The following is a 20,273-nucleotide window of genomic DNA, read 5'->3' as shown; positions in this document are numbered from 1 at the left end:
ACACTATATATTGTCAAGCAGGCTTCAGCCGCGTCAAGGTCGGAGCTGCACTCAAGACTTAGTTGCTGATTAAATATTGCCCTATGGTTGCTCAGTTACAAACCCCTAAACTCAATTTAACCCACAGCTTGCCCTACACAGTTCAAGGGCTGGTGCAAGTTTTTACAGGCCCGCACCGCTGCTTTTTTACCAGTGTCATGGCTCAGGCCCTCAGAATTGCAGGACAGGGAGCTCCGGTGCTAGCGGTGCAGTTCCTCAAAGGGGGAATTAATCAAGGACACCAGCATCCGGTGCGGCTGGGGCAAAATTTAGATTGGGTGCGCTGCGATTTGTCACGCAGCATTGAGAATGCCGATTTAGATGAGCTGGAGACGCGATCGATCGAACAATTGTGGCAGTATGTTCAAAATGCGGTGCGCGAAGGTCGTTATGCCTTAGTTATTCTCGATGAATTGAGTTTAGCGGTTAATTTGGGCTTGATTCCCGAAGCCGACGTGGTGGCATTGATTGACAACAAGCCGCATCATTTGGATATGATTTTTACCGGGCCATCCATGCCGCAAAGAATTTTGGATGTTGCCGACCAAATTACTGAAATTCGCCGCAGTTAAGGACAATCATTCTATTTGCGATCGCCATTTTAGCGGTCGCATTTTTTATGTAAAAAAACAGTATCTAAAAAAAGAGGCGATCGCTTAGCTCAAAGAGCGATCGCACGCCGATCAATTTACCAGCGACGTTACGATTGAACTACCGGATCGAACACAACAGTCAATCGATCCGCCGGAACCATCCGCTTGAGAATTTTCAAGTGACCGTCTGCATCAGACCAACTGCGGAACTCACCCACAACCACCTTTTCCACATTGGGAAGCGAGCGAACTATAGTCCACGGCTTGAGACGTTTTTCTTGCAACATACTAGATAAATCTCCTTGGTAAATTGGAGCCAACGCCAGTCCCCATCTTTGGCCACGGCCGAGGACTGGCTTTTGACTTTGCAAACTTGCCCTTCTCTAAGAACATAGCACAAAAAAAAGGGTTTGGGATTATATCTTATTTTTCGCTTTTTTTAGAGCTGTTTTCTACATAACAGATGATTAAACTCAAAATTTATTAACTCTTTAATTCCCAACTCAAAACTATTTAATGACTGACACTTCGACTTCGCTTGGGGTGCAGCCTAACTAATAAATTCTGCCTTCTACCTTCTACCTTCCTTTTACTGAGATATTGCACCATTCTCAATAAGTTTTTTATGAACAGGCTTTTCGGCCTGTTCCACAAAGAGTGAATTTTCTTGTGGAACAGGCATCTTGCCTGTTCTTGAGAATAGTGCAAGATGTGAGTTTTACAAATCCCGCCGCGACAGCAGAAACCAGATCCCACCTAAACCCAAAACACCGCACAAAACCCCGCCTTCCCACCCAAAAACAGTCCCCCCCGGCAAATGTCCAGGCTTGGCTTTAGAAGTAAAATTCAGCTCCGAATAGTATACCCACTGGCTGTTAACCCGCCAGCCCACTCGATCGCCAAACTTCTCCCAAACTGTAGCATCATAAACACCAGGCTTTCCCCCCAACTTGAGCCACAAACCCTTTTGCACAGAAAAACCGAATCTGCGGTGACTGTGCCGCACCCAAAGTTGATCGATAGTCTGCAAATCCTTAGCTGGAAACTTCCTAATATCTTCCTCACTCAAATAACCCCGTGAATTTTGCTGCATCACCTCCAGCATTTTCACAGAAGTTTCCTCATCAGCACCACGCCAATTTTTAGCAGCCAGCAGCCTTGCCAAGTGAGAATAATCAATACCTTTTTCGGACTCTAAATTCACAGAAACTAACGCAGTATCAGTCACAGGTTGAGTCGGTACCGAAGGACTAACAACAGTTACCTGCTGCGACTTTTCCAGCACGGGGACAACAACAACAGGAGGTTTTAAAGCATCCAAAACTTCCACAGCCGATTTGTAGCGATCTTTAACATATTCCTGAATCAACTTATCCAAAACCTGACCTAAATCGTCGCTAATTTGTGTTCCTTTTGGCAAAGCCTCCCTCCACAGCCACCGGCCTTCAAGCGGATCGTAAAGGTCATCGTGAATGTCCCCGTAGATATCCAGATAAGGCATAACAGAAGTCAGCAAGCGAATGCAAGTCACCCCCAAACTATAAAGGTCGCTAGCAGGAACAGCCCTACCGTGACGCTGTTCTAGAGCCGCGTAGCCGGGAGTTCCCAACTTAGTTCCTGTTTTGGTGGGAGCAGCCGCTACTACCTGTTTAGAAACCCCAAAATCTATCAGCACTAACTTACGATCGCGAGCTCGGCGGATCACATTCTCAGGCTTAATATCGCGGTGAATTACATTTCGGTCGTGAACAAACTTCAATAAAGGCAACAAATCTAACAGCAGTTCGCAAGTTTTAATTTCGCTATAAGCACCGTACTTATCTAACTCATCCTTTAAATTATTGCCATCAATAAACTCTTGCACTAAATACAAGCGCCCATCTTCCTCAAAATAAGAAATTAACTGAGGAATTTGCGGGTGCTTCAGTTCGTATAACCGCCTTGCCTCTTGTTCAAACAGTCGAACATATTTTTTAAAATGACCGGGCTTCCGCTGAAACTCTTGAGGGGGCGACAACTGTTTGATCACGCACAATTCCTCAAATTTTCCATGATTAACAGCTCGGAAAGTCCTGCCAAATCCCCCATCGCGCAGCGGTTCTGTTGCTGCATAAAGGTCTTTTAGCAGCAGCTTTGAACCACAATTAAGACAATACTTTGTGCCTGGTGGGTTCTGACGCTTGTCTCTTGGGCAATCGAGATTAAGGCAGTATGTCATATATTAAAAAAATGCGAACAAAATTAGTAGGAAGGGTTTTATATTATTCAAGAGTCCGATCGCGAGCTGGTTTTTGTAGAGGCGAAACCTCGAACCTTACGGAGGCCGCAGCCACCCTCGCGATCGGAGGGGGCGCTCTCGCCAGACTGCCACCCCTGAGCAAGTATAACTCTCTTGAGGGTTTGACCTCAAACTCGAAGTCCTCATCTAACCTTAGACTCCGCTGCGTGCAATACCTTTGATTGAGCGGTCAAATAGCCAGTAGATCAAACAGAAATAGTAATTTATTACCAGCCCACTTAGCTCTGCAAGGCAAAAAAAAACTTAGGATTCCCCCTGAGATATAATTTTATTGCCAGAGAGAAGCAGACTAACGGGAGCTGCGGCTTCCGTCAAGTTCGATCGGCTTTAATATTTTAGCAGCATAATTTATTACCTAACCAGGCGAAATCAACAATCCCCAACTCCCCAAGAAACGCACGTTAAAATAAATACTAGCTTGCTCGATCGCCATCCGAGCGCGACCAGACAATTAGCCAGTTTTCCCTGTTTCCTTTTTTCAGCTATTACCAGTTACATCTAATTCGATCGGTCTACTTAATTAGGAACCGCTAGTGACACCAAAACTACTGCCCTCTCCAACTCCCAACTCCCGCAAAAAATCACCAAAAGTACCTTGGTTCGAGCGGTTCATGGCACTGGTCGCCCTAGGAAATTTAAGCCTAGTATTATTTGACATAACTTACGTGCCCGGGCGAGATTTCTACCTCCGGCAACTGCCAGTTCTAACTCAAATATACGACCCATTTAAAGGAATTAAACCCCACCGAGACACCCAGCAATATCTGGAAACCTTAGAAGAATTAAAAATTCAAGTAGTGCAAACAGGGTTGCCCTCTCCCCAAGTAGCAGCCAAATTGCAGGAAATAAACAATCTGAGCGCGAAAATGATCGACGAAGATCCCTTTCGAGTAGCATCAAAAAGTGGCACCTTAGAAAAAATAAAAGACCGGATGCGATCTCGCGTCCCGAATCCGCAAGACTCCGCTAAACAATCATTCCAAAGATTCTGGAGCCCTGACTATTTAAACAAACAAGGCTGGCAAAAAGAAATCCAGTGGTTTGACGCCAAAATCAAGCCATTAATCGCCACCAACTATTTCCGCGAGATTGGAGAAAACGGCGAATTCATCGATAACTTCTGGCTAATCGACCTGCCATTTATTGCCATATTCGCGATCGAATTTCTAGCCCGTACCTACTCGATCAGCCGCCGCCACCGCAGCGTCACTTGGCGATCGGCGATGCTCTGGCGATGGTACGACATCTTCATGCTCCTCCCATTCTGGCGCTTGTTGCGAGTATTACCCGTCACAATTCGCATCCACCAAGCCAAAATGCCGGATCTCCAACCCATACGCACCCAAATCAGCCGAGGTTTCGTCGCCAACTTCGCCCAAGAATTGACCGAAGTTGTAGTAATTCAACTCATCAACCAGATGCAACAATCAATTACCACAGGCGAACTCGCTCGTCAACTCTTTAAATCCCCAAAACAGCGCTATCTAGACATCAACAATATCAATGAAATAGAAGCGATCGCCACGCATCTCGTCCAAATAACCGTCTACAAAGTCCTCCCCCAACTCCAGCCAGACCTAGAAGCCCTCCTCCGGTACAATATTGAAAGCTTCCTCAAACAATCCCCCCTCTATCAAGGATGGAAGCAAGTACCCGGCCTGGGAAACCTGCCCGAACAGCTAGCACAGCAATTAGTTGCAGAACTCTCAAAATTAGCCACCCTCGGCCCCCAAGATGCCTACGAAGCCTTCAAAATCGCCACCGAAGACCCCATAGGCATGAAACTCTCAAGCCAGCTAGTCCAACATTTCGGGCAAGCTTTAGGAACCGAACTGCAACAGCAGCAAACCTGGCAAGAAATACAACTGCTGCTGTGCGACTTCCTAGAAGAGTTCAAAATCAACTACATTCAGCGGTTGAGCGAAGAAGACTTCGAGAAAATTTTAGAACAAGCCAAAGAACTGCAACGGATAGCCCCGCGTTAGGGCAAGTCTCCACCGCTTTACTGATTTTTTTCTTCCCCAATTAGCAATTAGCAATTACCCTGCTGTAACTCCTGCACATGAAACTTGCTGGAATTGTAAAGTTTTATGTGCGATCGGCATTCTCTACGAGAGTCATCAGCAGGGTTGTGCCTCACATATTCAGCGCGGTAGTGAGTTAGACCGCCGTTAGGGTTCTCAGCGGCCTGGCGTGTCATGTTTTTAGCGAGAAAGATCAATTTTTTTAGACGTACATTATATCAATTTATATGTAAGTTTGATGAGATTATACTTTTTAGAGTCAATCTGTAAAGTAAAATTAAAAATTACTACAAATAGCTCTAAACCAAGTAATCTATTAGATATGATTGCTAACTGGTTTCCTAAAGGCTAAAAAAAAATACCAAGGCTAAAAAAACTAAGGCGCGTCAGTATCTTTAGTCAGATATTATTATACCACTATCAGAGAAAACACGTAAGTAGCCATGCTTGTTTAAGCAAGTTACTGTCTCAAACTTTTCACTAACTATTATAGATTGCTTTTCAATATATATTTCCTCAGCCTCATTTCACTCAATCCACTGAGATTTTTCAGCCAACTCGTTACCCCAGGAGTAACACCAATAAATGTCACAGACCTCTGCAACCACTTTCCTGTCAAACCGTTATAAAAAAAAGGTGTCCCTGCGCCTGATTTTAGTATTCCCATTCGTTCTGCAAATATTTGCTGCCGTCGGGCTAACAGGCTGGCTATCCTTACGCAACGGGCAAAAAGCAGTCAACGAAGTTGCTAGTCAGTTGCGGAGTGAAATTACGGCCCGTATCCAGCAGCAGCTCAACACTTACCTAGACACAGCCCCTCGCGTCAATCAACTGAATGCCAATGCCCTTCGCCTAGGATACTTAAATCCAGACGAATTGGAGAGTATGGAGCGCTATTTGTGGGAGCAAATTCAAGCCTTTCCTTCTCTCCCCAATATGGGCTTTGCTACTAACACGGGAGAGTTCATTGCCATTGAACGCCAAGAGAATGGCAAAGTAGTTTTTAAAAGAGCAGACAAAGAGCATCGGAATGAACTTCATATTTATGAATCTGATAGCAAAGGCAATCAAACGAAGCTCTTAAAAGTCTCCCGCAACTACGATATACTCAACCGTTCATGGTATAAAGACAGTGTACGCTTAGGCAAGCCCACATGGAGCGAAATTTTTTCGATTACAGGTCAGAAAACCCTCTCGCTTCCTGCCGGACATCCAGTGTATGACGAAAGTGGCGAACTGCGCGGAGTATTCGTTGCTAATTTTCTGATCTCTTTCCTCAGTGACTTCCTGCACAGCTTAAAAATGGGTCGATCGGGACAGACATTCATTATGGAACGTTCGGGACTCCTAGTAGGCAGTTCAACTCTCAAAGAAGCATTTATCACCAACAATGGCAAACTCGATCGCCTGAATGCTTTAGATAGCACAGATGATTTAATCCGGCTGACAACAGCGCATTTAAAAAAACACTTTGGCGACCTCACTAAAATTAATAGCTCTCAGCAATTGGATTTTACGATCGCCGGCCAGCGGGAATTCCTCCAAGTTATGCCCTTTCAGGATAGCCGAGGATTGGACTGGCTGATCGTCGTCGTAGTTCCTGAAAGCGATTTCATGGATCAAATTAACGCCAATACCCAGACTACCATTTTGTTGTGTTTCGGAGCCTTGGCCCTGGCTACCGTTTTGGGAATCTTAACCGCCCGCTGGATTACCAGCCCGATTCTCCGTTTGAGCGCAGCTTCTAGGGCGATCGCCAGTGGCGACTTAGAGAAAAATGTGCAGGTAAAAGGCGTAGAAGAACTAGAAGTTCTGGGGCAGTCTTTCAACCTTATGGCACAACAGTTGCGCGAATCCTTTGAGGCGCTAGCCAAGACCAATTCCGAGCTAGAAATCCGAGTAGAAGAACGCACCGCTGAACTCACGGAAGCCAAACAAATCGCTGATACTGCCAACCAAGCTAAAAGTGAATTTTTAGCGAATATGAGTCACGAATTGAGAACGCCACTCAATGGAATTTTAGGATACGCTCAAATCCTAGAACGCTCAAAAACGATGGCTCCGAAAGATATCCAAGGCATCAGTATTATTCACCAGTGTGGTTCCCACCTGTTAACCCTGATCAATGACATCTTAGACCTCGCTAAAATTGAAGCCCAGAAATTGGAACTGTACGCGAAAGATTTCCATTTTCCTTCCTTTTTGCAAGGAGTCGCAGAAATCTGCCGCATCCGAGCCGAACAAAAAGGAATTGCTTTTGTTTATCAACCCAGTTCGGAAATCCCTGCTGGCATCTACGCTGACGAGAAACGCTTGCGACAGGTACTAATTAACTTACTGAGCAATGCAATTAAGTTTACAGACGGTGGAGGGGTGACTTTTAAGATAGAACATCTGGAAAAGGGGACAGGTGAAAAGGTACAAAGCCATAACCAAAAGCCAGCCTCACCAATTCACAAAATTCGGTTTCAAATAGAAGATACTGGCGTTGGTATGACACCAGAACAATTAGAAAAAATATTTTTGCCTTTTGAACAGGTAGGAGACAGCAAGCGGCAGGCGGAAGGAACCGGACTCGGTTTAACAATTAGCCAGAAAATTGTCGAAATGATGGGTAGTACAATCCAAGTAAAAAGCCAGTCAGGAGTCGGCAGTGTTTTTTGGCTAGATTTGGATTTACGGGAAGCGGCAGACTGGGCAAATACAGTCACGATTGCCAAGCAAAGAAAGCTGGTTGGCTACCAAGGTAGAAAACAGAAAGTTTTGGTTGTGGATGACAAATGGGAAAACCTCTCGGTGATTGTCAATCTGCTGGAACCGCTCGGCTTTGAAGTAACCGAAGCTAAAAACGGTCAAGAAGGTTTAGAAAAAGTAGAAGAGTTTAAGTTCGATTTGATTATCACTGACTTAGTGATGCCAGTGTTAGATGGCTTTGAGATGATGCGCCGTATCCGAAATTTGTCACACTATAAAGATGTGGCAATCATTGCTTCATCTGCCAGTGTATTTGCTACCGACCAACATAAAAGTTTCGAGGGGGGAGCAAACGATTTTCTCGGTAAGCCAGTGCAGGCAGAAGAGCTATTTGAGATGTTGCAAAAGTATTTAAAACTTGAATGGATATATGAGGAAGAAAAGCATGAAAAAATCAGCACTATTCCTTTTTCATCAGATGCTCAATCACTTTCTGAATCGCCCTCTGTAGTGGCTCCCCCGCCCGAAGAAATTGAACTTTTATTTGAACTGGCGATGAGAGGCAACGTGAAAGGAATTGTGAAGCGCAGTGAGCACCTAGAGAAGTTAGATCAGAAATTTGTGTCCTTTGCTGTTGAGCTGCGCCAGTTAGCCCAAGGCTATCAGGTGAAAAAAATAAAAGAGTTTATTACATCCCACAGGATAGAAAAAGAATGAAGGCAGCAAATATTGAAACAAGTAGCATCTTAATCGTCGATGATAATCCTAGCAATCTGGACGTGCTTTCTGAAGCTTTAGCGGGTTTTGGATGGGAGATATTGGTAGCAACTGATGGCGAAACTGCCATCGAACAGGCTGAATATACTCAGCCGGATTTGATTCTGTTAGATGTAATGATGCCAGGAATTGACGGGTTTGAAACCTGCCATCGCCTGAAGGAAAGTCCGTTGACGAACGAAATTTCGGTAATTTTTATGACGGCTCTTTCTGACATAGGAGATAAGATCAAAGGCTTTAATCTAGGGGCTGTGGATTACATTACTAAGCCCTTTGAACAAAAGGAGGTGTTAGCTCGCGTCAACCTCCATTTAAAACTGCGTTCTTTGACTAAAACTCTCGCTGACCAAAATCTGCTTCTCAAACGGGAGATTGAAGACAGGCTCGCAGCAGAAGCAGCGTTACATCAGCTCGCACAGGAGCTAGAAAAACGGGTGGAAGAACGAACTGCTGAACTTTCTCAAGCTTTGGAGAATCTTAAAAAAGCTCAAGTGCAAATCGTTCAAAGTGAAAAGATGGCTTGCCTTGGTCAACTTGTAGCTGGAGTGGCTCACGAAATTAACAATCCAGTTAGTTTTATCTCCAATAATATCCCTATTGCCAAGGAATATATTGCTGATTTGATCGAGATGACTCGGCTTTGCCAGCACAACGTTACTTCGACATCAGAATTTGAGGATAAGTCCCAGGAGATTGAGTTAGATTTTATTGTTGAAGATTTGCCCAAAATTATTGATTCAATGGCGCTAGGAACAGAGCGACTTTACAATCTTTCTATGTCACTGCGTAATTTCTCTCGGTTGGATACATCGGCACTAACGCCAGTGAATATTCACGATGGGCTAGATAGTACCTTATTAATTTTAGGGCATCGACTGAAATCTAAAGGAAGTTTCCCCGGAATTGCAGTGATTAAAGAGTATGGGGAATTGCCGCTAGTAGAGTGTTATCCGGGGCAACTTAATCAGGTGTTTATGAATATATTGGCGAATGGAATTGATTCTTTAGAAGAGTCTACGATTAGTTGTCCGCTGTGCGGGGAAAAGAAACAGAGCAATGACACTCCACAGATTCGGATCTGCACTGAAATGCTTCAGGATGACAGAGTGGTGATTCGGATTGCTGATAATGGGGTTGGCATAACTCAGGAAGTAATGCAGCATTTATTCACGCCGATGTTTACTACTAAATCAGTAGGTAAAGGGACAGGTTTAGGTTTGTCTATTAGCCGTGAGATCGTAGAACGAAAACATGGTGGTAAGCTGACCTGCATTTCCTCGCCCGAATGGGGGGTAGAGTTTGTAATTGAGCTTCCAATTCACCATTAGTAATGGGGATTTTTTAGGGCTAATTTTAGTTTGGCTGTTTTGTCAATATACCGTTAATATTGCGATCGCCCATGTCTAATCTACCAATCACCCTCACTGTCAAACTCTTGGCCGCCTATCAAGAAGCAGAGGGCTTGTCCGAAGAGAAATTAGAATTTCCCAAAGCAACTCCCGTATCGCAAGTCCTAGAACGCCTGAGTGCCGATCGCCCACTGTTCTATGGGCCACCCACCGGCTTCGGTATTGTAAAACTTCGTTTAGTTTATAAGCAATTATAAACAATAATGGTATCATATCGCTATGAGTGTTGAACAAGAAATACGCACAGCCCAAAGAACGGAAGTCTCAAATGCTGCAGCTAACAGAGAGGCACATCATTAAATCAACGGAACATCGTTTCGTCCAGATTGACGAATTAGCTTTCAAGTCCAAAAACCTCTACAATGCCACCAATTACGTCATTCGTCAGAGTTTTATTTATGGATGGGGCTATGTCAATTACAACGAAATGAACCGATTGATGAAGTCTCACGAAGCATATAAGGCTTTGCCTGCTAAAGTAAGTCAGCAAATCTTAATGGTGCTAGACAAGAATTGGAAATCGTTTTTTGAAGCCGTTAAAGCTTACAAAGCTGACTCTTCAAGATTCACGGGTCGCCCAAAATTGCCAAAGTACAAAGATAAGACTAAAGGGCGAAACCTTCTAGTTTACACGATTCAAGCAATTAGTAGCAAACAGTTAAAGAAAGGAATTATCAAACTTTCCGGCACTGAGCTTTCAATTAAAACCAAACTCAATCCCAACCATATTTGTCAAGTTAGACTGGTTCCGAAATGTGATTCCTATGTAATTGAGGTGATTTATGATGCTTGTACTGAGCGTAGTCGAAGTGAGCCGGAGCCCACCGTCAACAACGCTAATTCTATAGCTAGTATTGATTTGGGACTGGACAATTTAGTAGCGCTAACTTCAAATCAACCGGGATTTATCCCTTTGTTGATTAACGGGCGACCATTAAAATCGATTAACCAGTTCTACAACAAACGCAAATCCCGATTACAATCCCAGTTAAAAGGGAATCGTCAAACCTCACCCAGAATTCAGCGATTAACTCGCTGTCGTAATCAGAAAGTTGATAATTACTTGCATCATGCTAGTCGTGTGATTGTTGACCATTTGGTAGTGAACCAAATTGGAACGCTGGTAATAGGCAAAAATGCACAGTGGAAAACCGATATCAATCTAGGTAAACAAACCAACCAAAATTTTGTCAGTATTCCTCACTCTCGATTAATTGAGATGTTAGAATACAAATCTCGGTTGGTGGGAATCACAGTAATTGTGCAGGAAGAATCCTACACATCCCGCTCCAGTTTTTTAGGTTTAGACCCAATTCCTGTTTATGGAAAAACAGAAAAAGAGCCTGTGTTCACTGGTAAACGGATCAAGCGAGGTTTGTACAAAACATCGACTGGTCAGTTAATTAATTCTGACGTGAACGCAGCGTATAACATTCTCAGAAAAGCAATCCCAAATGCGTTTAGCAATGGGATAGGGAGCTGCGTAGTTCAGCCGAGGCGGGTCAATCCGCTCAAAGTAAAAGTGAAAGGGGAGGGGCTTAACGCCTCCCAGGTCTATAAATGACTATACTTTTGCCAGCTATCAACCAGGAATTTGCCCTCGCCCCACCCCACTCCAAAACGGTGATGAAGTCGTCCTTATTCCCCCTGTCAGCTCCCCCCTTCTGCCCTCGGACAGTCCGCCGATGGCGATCGGTTTGTCACCGGGCGGGCGATCGAGCTAAACTGAGAACTGAGGCCTGCCTTCGATCGGAAGAAGTCCTCAAACTTCTTGGAAGAAATTGTTTTACCTAGGAGTGGGTCAAGCCCACTTTTTTTGTTGCATTAGTCGCAGGAAAAGAGCTCAGGGCGTCTGACTTGCAAGTTGAGGACTGATTTAGTAGGGGTAATCCCCCCGCTTGAGATCCCTGCTGGGATGTCGGGTAAGTCCCAAAGTTGAAGACGAAAGTCGCAGCCACCTAATCAAACCACCTCAAAACCAAGCAATCTCAACAACAAATTTTTCCTTGCCGTGTCCGAGTTTAGGAGTTTTAACTTAAGTATTCGATATGACTCATCCCCTAATCCCACAAATCATTGACTTAGCTACCCCCGTTGCGGAAACACTGGGATTGGAAGTAGTGGGAGCAGTGTTTCACACCAACCAAAACCCTCCCGTCTTGCGGGTAGACATCCGCAACCTCCAACAAGACACTGGTTTAGCCGACTGCGAGCGCATGAGCACAGCCCTCGATGCCGAGTTAGAGGCAGCCGACATCATACCCGATGCCTACGTGCTAGAGATTTCCAGTCCCGGAATATCCCGATTGCTCAGCAGCGATCGAGAATTTATTACCTTTAAAGGTTTCCCCGTGACAGCAAAAACCACCGAACCCGACTCGCGAATCAAAGAGTGGAAAGGCCTACTCGTGGGCCGGGATGAAACAGCGGTTTATCTCAATCAAAAAGGGCGACAGGTTAAAATTCCCCGCCCTCAGATTGTCAAAGTTGAACTAGACGAAGGAAAGGAGATGTAAAGGGAAATTTTGAGTGTTGAGTTGTAGGGGCGGTGCCCCTGTGCCCGCCCGATTTGAGTTTTGCGATTGCCTCGCAGCAAGCTGAAAACGCTTGGCTGCGAGTTAATTTTTAACAATCACATCTGTAGCAGCGGGTTGAAGAGGAACAACAAATAAATTGTTACAGCACCGAGTTCCCCTAATCCTATTCAGTAACTCATCACTCCTCTGTCATCACTTTTCCTCGATCTTTTCCAAGTACCAATTACCGATTACCAGTTACTTGTTACCACAGCAAAAAAGGAGACTTTTATATGTCAATGGTTCCCCTGCCCGGACTAAAAGAAATGGTCGAAGGTATTAGCAAAGAACGCAATTTACCCAAACACGCCGTCCAAGCAGCCTTGCGAGAAGCCCTGCTCAAAGGATACGAACGCTACCGTCGTACCCAAAAACTCGATCACTTCAGCGAAGAATACTTCGACAACTTTGATGTAGAACTCGACGCAGAACAAGAAGGTTTCCGCGTTTTAGCCAACAAAACTATTGTCGAAGAAGTCATCAATCCCGATCACGAAATCTCACTTTCGGAAGTGCAAGAAGTAGCCACGGAAGCTCAACCGGGTAGCATCGTGCTCGTAGATGTAACACCAAATCAAAAAGAATTTGGTCGCATGGCCGCGATCCAGACCAAACAAGTTCTCGCTCAAAAACTGCGCGACCAACAGCGCAAAATGATTCAAGAAGAGTTTAAAGATTTAGAAGAAACAGTTCTTCAAGCAAGAGTGCTCAGGTTTGAGAGGCAGTCGGTAATTTTAGCTGTCACCAGCAGCTTCGGTCAGCCAGAAGTAGATGCCGAACTCCCTAAGCGCGAACAGTTGCCCAACGACAATTACCGGGCAAATGCTACATTCAAGGTTTATCTCAAGAAAGTAGGCGAAGGCTCAACTCGTGGGCCGCAGTTACTTGTTTCTAGAGCCGACGCAGGTTTGGTGGTTTACCTGTTTGCTAACGAAGTACCAGAAATAGAAGACGGGGTGGTGAGGATTGTCGCCGTAGCCAGGGAGGCAAATCCGCCATCCCGGCACGTCGGCCCCCGGACTAAAATAGCAGTTGATACTCTCGATCGCGACGTAGACCCTGTAGGAGCCTGCATCGGAGCGCGGGGATCGCGGATTCAGGTAGTAGTCAACGAATTGCGGGGCGAAAAAATCGACGTGATCCGCTGGTCTCCAGACCCCGCAACTTATATTGCTAACGCTCTGAGTCCCGCTAGAGTAGATGAAGTGCGTTTAGTTGCTCCAGAAGGCAGGAGAGCTCACATTTTGGTCGCTGAAGACCAACTGAGTCTTGCCATTGGCAAAGAAGGTCAGAATGTCCGCCTCGCAGCCCGCCTGACAGGTTGGAAAATCGATATCAAAGATATTGCTAAGTACGATCGCGCCGCCGAAGACAGCAAATTGGCAGCAGAAGCAACCAGGCTCGAAGAACTAGAAGGCGACTACGACGAGGAAGCAGGCGATTACGACGAGGAAACCGCAGAATTTGAGGAAGAGGAGGCAGCCGCTACGGAGGAAACCGAAGCCGCAGTCTAAAAACTGTGACATTTACCGAAGAAGAATTCAGAATTCAACAGCCAGAATCCAGAATTGGTTCTGTGCGACAGGAGGGAGAATCGAGGTTGAAAGCCCCCGATTTTAATCGTGGAGCACAAAAAATTTTTTCCGTAACCCTTACCCCTGACTTGAGGCATGGCGTATTTTGAATTCTGAATTCTGTCTTCTGACTCCTTGTCATAAGATTTTCTATCTTCGGGAGACAAGGAGGACTTGTCCCCTACTCGCTCCTCTCCCCCCAGGGCGGTTTCATTCTCAGGAAAACCGCGATTTTGACTCTTGTAGTGCCAAGAATGCCTACCCCCCCCACAGACGATTTCACAGACCTTTGGGACATGGGGCAACCACGGGGGGATTGCCCCTACGCAGAATGAAACAGCCCTGCCTCTCCCCCTACTCCCCCTCTGACAAGAAATGAAACCGAACTACCGGTGCTGTGCAAGTTGTCGAAAAATAGCTCCAAAGGAAGCTTTTTGGCGAGTAGTCAGGCTCTATCCTTCTCATCAGGTACAATTAGATCGTGGCATGGGCCGTTCTGCTTACCTTTGTCGGGAAGCAGAATGCCTCAAAGCAGCTCAGAAAAAAAATCGACTTGGGCGATCGCTCAAAGCGTCTGTGTCTGACGAACTGTACCAAACACTTTGGCAGCGTTTAGCCACATCTGACTGTACATCTTACTCTGGCCTAGCCGGACAAAAAACCGACAATAGTTCGGTATCGACTGTATAAACCCTCTTGGCGGCCCTACCAGTAATTACCGGTAGCGCCAGCTATAAAACCCCAATCCGATCTGCCCACCAGTCTGGAAAGATTTGTGTCAGATTAGATAAGGGTAGGGTACTAGCAGAGGTATCCTCAAGGTGGAAAGGCAAACTTTGAAGCTTGAGAGAGTGGGTTTTGCCAAAACTCAGACTTCGGAGTTCCAAGTTCCCAAACAGACTTGAGAATTCTTCAACCGCCGACTTCAGCGAGTTGCATCTTTTAGATAAAATTGCTGAGCGAGTACCAAAACCCCGATTCCTGACACTGAATCAATCACACCGAATGATGTCGTCATTAGCACAAAAAATCACAATGTAAAAACTGGTTGGCACAAAAGAGGGCAGAGTGGATGAACAACGGCAAAGTAAGAATTTACGAATTATCACGGGAACTAAATTTGGATAATAAAGACATCTTGGCAGTATGCGAGCGGCTCAATATTTCAGTCAAGAGCCACAGCAGCACAATTACAGAATCCGAAGCAGAGCGCATTCGCAAAACGGCGGAAAAATACGTAGCCAGTAGCCACTCTTCCCCCGGCAAGCCAGCTCCACCCGAAAGAGCAGCCGCGCCATCTAGAGAATCTGGCCCTCACCCTAACGACCAACAAAAAAAGCAGCAAATTTTAGAAATACGCAGTCCAAAAGTACGTCCGGCTGGTGCAAACTCCCAGCCTGCAGGCAACGAGGAGAACAAAAACCAGCCCGCGGCAACCGTGGCAACTCCTCCCAAGTCGCCTGCAGCTCAACAACTCCAGCCTCCAGCTAAACCGAATATCAATCGACCTGTACTGTCGAAGCCAAATGTCGCTGTGTCGGCGGCTCCGTCAGAAATAGTGTCGGAAACTGTAGGTGCGATCGCCCCGGAAACAACCATCCAGGCTCAGGCACCGGCGGCACCTCAACCGCCGTCGGAAAAGGCTCCAGAACGCATCCAGCAACCGCCGATCGCCCCTCCCGCGCCCTCGGCCAAACTCACGTCGCCGCCAGTCAGAGGGGCGTCCGAGTCCGCTAGCCGTACCCCACAAAATCTGGGGAACAAGCCGGTACTCAAACTTGCAAAAAGCGAGCAAGAGCAATCAGGACAGTCAGAAACTCTGGAAGCGCCGGCTAAACCGAGCCGCCCCAGCAGACCTGCACCGGGAGGTACAGAATCTCGCGACGCGCGCATACCGCGCCGGGAAGGCGCTGGTGGCCCAGTCAAAACTCCACTGGCCGATCGACCCCAACCCGGTGGGCCGCGCCGGAGCCTTGCCCCCGCAACGTCAGCTACCGGGCTGCGTAGCCGCGGCGGTGACACCGGAGCTGCAGGGGATGACACGGATGACAATGAAGAAGATAATACGCCGTTGCTGGGGATTACTCTCCTCGAAAGGCCCTCCCTCCCTCGTCCTGCCAAAAAGACATCGGTCATTTGGGAAGAAGATGATGACGAAAACTCAGATGCTGCCAAAGCTGCTAAAGCTGTTAAGGCAAAACGTTCTCGCCTCAAACCCATAGACGAGGATGACGATGACTTAGAAAACGGCTTGGATCTGCCAGCACCAGTCACGGTCAGCCTGTCCCTAGCCCGCCCAGCGAAAGCGAAGGGACAAGCAGCACCCAAGTCAACACCAACTCCGGGCGCACCCGGAAGCAGCGGAAAAAATAAGAGACCAGGCCCTTCTCACGATAAAAGTTCTTCAGGCTCGAGCGGGGGACGCGGCAACCGGGGCAAAACAGCCGAAGCTAAGGTAGAACGTCCAGAAAAGCTGCTGCTGAGCAGGCCGATGACTGTTCAAGAACTAGCACTTACTCTGGCTGTTCCCGAAACCGAAATTATTAAGCGGCTTTTCTCTAAAGGAATTGCGGTAAATATTACGGAAACCCTGGACATTCCAGCGGTGAGAATGGTAGCCGAAGAAATGGGCGTAGAGGTGGAAACCCCAGAAAAAGTAGCCCCAGCTCTCAAAGTGATCGAGATGCTGGACGAAGCGGATTTGGAATACCTCGAACGCCGTCCCCCAGTAGTCACGATTATGGGTCACGTGGATCACGGTAAAACTACCTTGCTCGACTCGATCCGCAAAACCAAGGTGGCTCAGGGAGAAGCTGGGGGGATTACCCAGCACATCGGTGCTTACCACGTGGATGTGGTACACGAAGGCAAGAGCCAGCAGGTGGTATTTTTGGATACGCCCGGTCACGAAGCCTTTACAGCGATGCGGGCTAGGGGAACACGGGTTACGGACATCGCCATCTTGGTGGTGGCGGCGGACGACGGCGTGCGACCCCAGACAATTGAAGCGATCAGCCACGCGAAAGCGGCGAAAGTGCCAATTGTCGTGGCTATCAATAAAGTTGACAAGGAGGGTGCTCAGCCGGAACGGGTGAAGCAAGAGCTTACTGAGTACGGCTTGGTCGCAGATGACTGGGGCGGCGATATCACGATGGTTCCAGTCAGCGCGATCCGAGGCGAAAACCTGGATACGCTGTTGGAAATGATTCTGACAGTCGCGGAAATGGAAGACCTCAACGCCAACCCGCACCGACCGGCTAAGGGTACTGTGATTGAAGCTCACCTCGACAAGGCAAGGGGGCCTGTGGCAACTCTGCTGGTGCAGAACGGCACTCTGCGAGTGGGCGATATTGTGGTCGCAGGCTCGGCTTTGGGCAAGGTGCGCGCAATGATCGATGACCGGGGCGATCGCGTAGAACACGCAACTCCATCCTTCGCGGTGGAAGTGCTAGGGCTGCGGGAAGTTCCTCGCGCCGGAGACGAGTTTGATGTCTTCGCAAACGAAAAAGAAGCTGCGGCGATCGCAAGCGGAAGAGCTACCTCCCGACGAGATTCACGCCTGCTGCAAGGCGGCCGGATCAGCCTCAGCGGCTTCTCTCAACAAGCTAAGGAAGGCGTTCTCAAGGAACTCAACTTGATCTTGAAGGCAGATGTCCAAGGCTCCCTCGAAGCAATTGTCGGCGCTCTGACTCAACTTCCTCAAAAAGAAGTTCAACTCCGACTGCTGCTATCTGCTCCTGGGGAAATTACAGAAACGGATATTGACCTCGCTGCAGCCAGTAATGCTGTAATTATCGGGTTCAATACTACTCTGGCCACCGACGCTCGCCTCGCGGCTGACCAAGCTGGCGTAGACGTGCGGGAATATAGCATCATCTACAACCTCTTGGATGACATTCAAGGGGCGATGGAAGGTCTGCTGGAACCCGAATTGGTGGAAGAACCTTTGGGTCAAGTCGAAGTGCGCGCTGTCTTTGCGATCGGTCGCGGGGCTGTGGCTGGATGTATGGTACTCTCTGGCAAAGTCATCCGTAACTGTAAGGTGCGGGTGCGCCGCGGCAACAATGTCGTTTATGAAGGTGTCCTCGACTCCCTAAAACGGATGAAGGAAGATGCCAAGGAAGTCAATGCTGGCTTTGAATGCGGCATTTCTTTGAGCGGGTTTAGCGACTGGGCGGATGGCGATATTATTGAAGCCTACCGGATGGTTACTAAACGCCGGACTCTCTCTCAATAGTTTTGAGTTGTGAGTGTTGAGAGGGAAGAGAATTTTTGAGCGATCGCAACCAAATTGCCGATCGCTCGCCACTCTTCTCTTCACTCAATACTCCCAAACTCATCTGACAGTTGACAGTTGACAGTTGACAGTTGACAGTTGACAGTTGACCGAAAGAAGAAGGAAGAAGGAATTAAGAACTTCCTAATCGTCTTTACCCTTGCTTAAAATTTAAAATTCGCTCCCTCAAATAAGAATTACCGAAATAAACCAGATTTCTGCTTGTAAGTCCTCGGTTTGATAGCTAAATATTTACTCCTGGCATCGGATTTCAGAGTCAAGAGTGCATCCCAAAATCTCAAAATCCAAGATTCAAAACTCCTAATTCATAACTCATAATTATTTAAAGTGCGTTCTTTTTGGTCAGATCCTTTTTTGTGGATTCACCTTTCTGGGGCGGCTACACTGCCGATATTCCTGGGAGTGTGCTTGCTGGGACTGGCAGTGGGTTCTCCCCTGCTCCCTGTCTGGTTAGAAATGTTTTTAGTGGCTGTAGCAGGTATTTTTCCTGTGCTGTGGATGCAGTGGTTCCGCCCTTTTTACATTTTTAGTATTTTAGTTGTGGCGGTGAAACCGCAGAATTTAACTTCTGTGCAGCACCGGCTTCTGACTCGGTTTAAAACTAAGTTAAATCAAGGAATCGCTCTTTTTGTCGCTGTTTTGCTGGCAGTAATTTTGTGGCAACTCTACCGATTGGCTCCCCTCGCGGCAACGGTTGCTCCCTTTCCTCCTTCCTGGCGAGTGGCTGGATTGTTGTTGGCAGTTGCTGCTTTTTTAGCTAGCAATTTGTTTTTGCAGGTGTCGGCTAGTGTCATGGCGGTTTTGCTGACGCCGGAATCAGAATTTGCAGCGACAAAGCCTCATGTTTTAGAAAAAATTCGGCAGGATTTTACGATCGCACCTTGGCAAGTCGATCGACTTTTGCCGGCTTTGGCAGCCGAGACAACTGCCGCTGTGGCTGCACCCGTAGAGTCAATTGAGCCAGCATCCAGCATAGGGAATTCTGCCGGCAGTATTGTCAACCCAAAGCCTGCTGACACCAACGGCGTTACATCCCTACCCGAACAGTCGATCGAAAAAAAGTGAAATAAAAAATTAAGAGGGGGAAAATTGTAGTTTAAGCTACTTTAATTTGTACAGATGTATGCTGTGAAAAAAATAGGTAAGTCCCCTCTTTGGATAGAGATTATTAATAGTCTTAATATTTAATTTTTAATCGCAGGTTGTGGATATTTTAGGTTGGCTCTTTGGAGAGAAGAATCTATAATAGAGAGTGTCAAGGTCAGCTTTCAATCCTTACAGGGGATTAAAACAGAGGTATAACAATATGGCGAATTATCTACCGATCGCACAACAACCTCAAGCCGCCGAGCCGATCGAGCTGTGCGAAGATTCTGAAATCTGGGGCAGTCTCAAATCCGCGATCGGCGCAAGTTCAGGATTTCAACGCTGGCAGCTAGAACTCAATTTTGAGCGTCAGCAGCAAAATGCCACCATCGATCAGCAGGTTCGTTCCTATCTGCGGGAAACTTTAGAAACTTTGGCTTATTGAGAGCAGCCAAGCCAAATGCTGTAACCGATAGTACCTTTCCATCGCCCCATGTTTAAAACCAACTTGAAACACGGCGTTAATTTCACGATTTTTCAGAACAAAGGGCGTTTTAGAATGAATCATAGATATCCTAGCTCCTTCTATTCAGGAGCTAGGACGTTATCGATACCTACTCAAAAAAATGAGCTGAGTTCCTTGACGGGGCGACAACGCCTATCTTACCTTGATGGTAAAAGCATTGAATCCCCTGAACCTCAAAAAAGATAGCGGATTCTGGACAGGCTTATTGACTCATAAGATCGTCCGAGATAGGGTTGAACCAGATTCTCTACGCTCGCCACTCTCTTTTATTGACTGCTTTGTAAAACTTATCTAAACTTATCTAGGGCTTGCTGAATAAGTTAGAAAAAATCGCGATCGCGTAGCTAACCGCAGACATCGCACTTGATGGGCAATTCAA

At 46.7% G+C, this 20,273-nt stretch carries 16 protein-coding genes; 13 read left to right on the top strand and 3 right to left on the bottom strand.

Annotation, left to right across the window (positions count from 1 at the left end; all coding sequences use genetic code 11):
• The first annotated feature begins 83 nt into the window (after window positions 1-83).
• On the top strand, window positions 84-611 hold the full coding sequence (locus QUB35_RS24160) for a P-loop NTPase family protein (protein ID WP_333144219.1): 528 nt from the start codon (window positions 84-86) through the stop codon (window positions 609-611).
• A gap of 128 nt (window positions 612-739) precedes the next feature.
• Here QUB35_RS24160 and QUB35_RS24155 read toward each other — a convergent pair whose 3' ends face one another.
• A complete protein-coding gene (locus QUB35_RS24155; protein WP_333144218.1) occupies window positions 740-1,003 on the bottom strand; it encodes a hypothetical protein in 264 nt (87 codons plus the stop codon).
• Between the two features lie 347 nt (window positions 1,004-1,350).
• Entirely contained in the window at window positions 1,351-2,850 is a 1,500-nt protein-coding gene (locus tag QUB35_RS24150) for a GUN4 domain-containing protein (RefSeq protein ID WP_333144217.1), read from the bottom strand.
• Between the two features lie 614 nt (window positions 2,851-3,464).
• On the opposite strand from QUB35_RS24150, the gene QUB35_RS24145 reads away from it, so the two are divergent.
• Window positions 3,465-4,916: a hypothetical protein gene (locus QUB35_RS24145; RefSeq protein ID WP_333144216.1), complete on the top strand. Its 1,452-nt coding sequence runs from the start codon at window positions 3,465-3,467 to the stop codon at window positions 4,914-4,916.
• A 47-nt stretch (window positions 4,917-4,963) separates the two neighbouring features.
• Here QUB35_RS24145 and QUB35_RS24140 read toward each other — a convergent pair whose 3' ends face one another.
• Entirely contained in the window at window positions 4,964-5,131 is a 168-nt protein-coding gene (locus QUB35_RS24140) for a hypothetical protein (RefSeq protein WP_333144215.1), read from the bottom strand.
• Window positions 5,132-5,540: 409 nt separating this feature from the next.
• On the opposite strand from QUB35_RS24140, the gene QUB35_RS24135 reads away from it, so the two are divergent.
• From QUB35_RS24135 to QUB35_RS24085, 11 genes are all read left to right on the top strand, one after another.
• The gene (locus QUB35_RS24135; RefSeq protein ID WP_333144214.1) at window positions 5,541-8,366 is read left to right on the top strand and encodes an ATP-binding protein; all 2,826 of its coding nucleotides are present in this window, start codon (window positions 5,541-5,543) and stop codon (window positions 8,364-8,366) included.
• A complete protein-coding gene (locus tag QUB35_RS24130) occupies window positions 8,363-9,754 on the top strand; it encodes a response regulator (RefSeq protein WP_333144213.1) in 1,392 nt (463 codons plus the stop codon). The genes QUB35_RS24135 and QUB35_RS24130 overlap by 4 nt, the downstream gene beginning before the upstream one ends.
• A gap of 71 nt (window positions 9,755-9,825) precedes the next feature.
• A complete protein-coding gene (locus QUB35_RS24125; protein WP_333144212.1) occupies window positions 9,826-10,032 on the top strand; it encodes a thiamine S protein in 207 nt (68 codons plus the stop codon).
• 74 nt (window positions 10,033-10,106) lie between these two features.
• Window positions 10,107-11,399 (top strand): transposase, encoded by a 1,293-nt coding sequence (locus tag QUB35_RS24120; protein WP_333144236.1) that lies wholly within the window; start codon window positions 10,107-10,109, stop codon window positions 11,397-11,399.
• Window positions 11,396-11,629 (top strand): hypothetical protein, encoded by a 234-nt coding sequence (locus tag QUB35_RS24115; protein ID WP_333144211.1) that lies wholly within the window; start codon window positions 11,396-11,398, stop codon window positions 11,627-11,629. The genes QUB35_RS24120 and QUB35_RS24115 overlap by 4 nt, the downstream gene beginning before the upstream one ends.
• 254 nt (window positions 11,630-11,883) lie before the next feature.
• The gene (rimP, locus tag QUB35_RS24110) at window positions 11,884-12,351 is read left to right on the top strand and encodes a ribosome maturation factor RimP (protein ID WP_333144210.1); all 468 of its coding nucleotides are present in this window, start codon (window positions 11,884-11,886) and stop codon (window positions 12,349-12,351) included.
• Window positions 12,352-12,644: 293 nt separating this feature from the next.
• Entirely contained in the window at window positions 12,645-13,925 is a 1,281-nt protein-coding gene (gene nusA, locus QUB35_RS24105) for a transcription termination factor NusA (RefSeq protein WP_333144209.1), read from the top strand.
• A gap of 435 nt (window positions 13,926-14,360) precedes the next feature.
• A complete protein-coding gene (locus QUB35_RS24100; RefSeq protein ID WP_333144208.1) occupies window positions 14,361-14,675 on the top strand; it encodes a YlxR family protein in 315 nt (104 codons plus the stop codon).
• Between the two features lie 382 nt (window positions 14,676-15,057).
• Entirely contained in the window at window positions 15,058-18,222 is a 3,165-nt protein-coding gene (gene infB, locus QUB35_RS24095; RefSeq protein WP_333144207.1) for a translation initiation factor IF-2, read from the top strand.
• A 387-nt stretch (window positions 18,223-18,609) separates the two neighbouring features.
• Window positions 18,610-19,347 carry a low-complexity tail membrane protein gene (locus QUB35_RS24090; protein ID WP_333144206.1) on the top strand — a complete coding sequence of 246 codons (738 nt, stop codon included), beginning with the start codon at window positions 18,610-18,612 and terminating at the stop codon, window positions 19,345-19,347.
• A 241-nt stretch (window positions 19,348-19,588) separates the two neighbouring features.
• A complete protein-coding gene (locus tag QUB35_RS24085) occupies window positions 19,589-19,813 on the top strand; it encodes a hypothetical protein (RefSeq protein ID WP_333029417.1) in 225 nt (74 codons plus the stop codon).
• Window positions 19,814-20,273 lie beyond the last annotated feature (460 nt).

The organism is Microcoleus sp. B13-B6 (assembly GCF_036705405.1).
GTDB lineage: Bacteria > Cyanobacteriota > Cyanobacteriia > Cyanobacteriales > Microcoleaceae > Microcoleus.
This window is presented reverse-complemented; position numbering and strand designations above follow the sequence as displayed.

Coding starts and splice junctions, on each gene's coding strand:
- QUB35_RS24100 (WP_333144208.1), top strand. CDS start 14,361: ATGAAACCGAACTACCGGTGCTGTGCAAGTTGTCGAAAAATAGCTCCA.
- QUB35_RS24125 (WP_333144212.1), top strand. CDS start 9,826: ATGTCTAATCTACCAATCACCCTCACTGTCAAACTCTTGGCCGCCTAT.
- QUB35_RS24130 (WP_333144213.1), top strand. CDS start 8,363: ATGAAGGCAGCAAATATTGAAACAAGTAGCATCTTAATCGTCGATGAT.
- rimP (WP_333144210.1), top strand. CDS start 11,884: ATGACTCATCCCCTAATCCCACAAATCATTGACTTAGCTACCCCCGTT.
- nusA (WP_333144209.1), top strand. CDS start 12,645: ATGTCAATGGTTCCCCTGCCCGGACTAAAAGAAATGGTCGAAGGTATT.
- QUB35_RS24160 (WP_333144219.1), top strand. CDS start 84: ATGGTTGCTCAGTTACAAACCCCTAAACTCAATTTAACCCACAGCTTG.
- QUB35_RS24085 (WP_333029417.1), top strand. CDS start 19,589: ATGGCGAATTATCTACCGATCGCACAACAACCTCAAGCCGCCGAGCCG.
- QUB35_RS24135 (WP_333144214.1), top strand. CDS start 5,541: ATGTCACAGACCTCTGCAACCACTTTCCTGTCAAACCGTTATAAAAAA.
- infB (WP_333144207.1), top strand. CDS start 15,058: ATGAACAACGGCAAAGTAAGAATTTACGAATTATCACGGGAACTAAAT.
- QUB35_RS24115 (WP_333144211.1), top strand. CDS start 11,396: ATGACTATACTTTTGCCAGCTATCAACCAGGAATTTGCCCTCGCCCCA.
- QUB35_RS24150 (WP_333144217.1), bottom strand. CDS start 2,850: ATGACATACTGCCTTAATCTCGATTGCCCAAGAGACAAGCGTCAGAAC.
- QUB35_RS24140 (WP_333144215.1), bottom strand. CDS start 5,131: ATGACACGCCAGGCCGCTGAGAACCCTAACGGCGGTCTAACTCACTAC.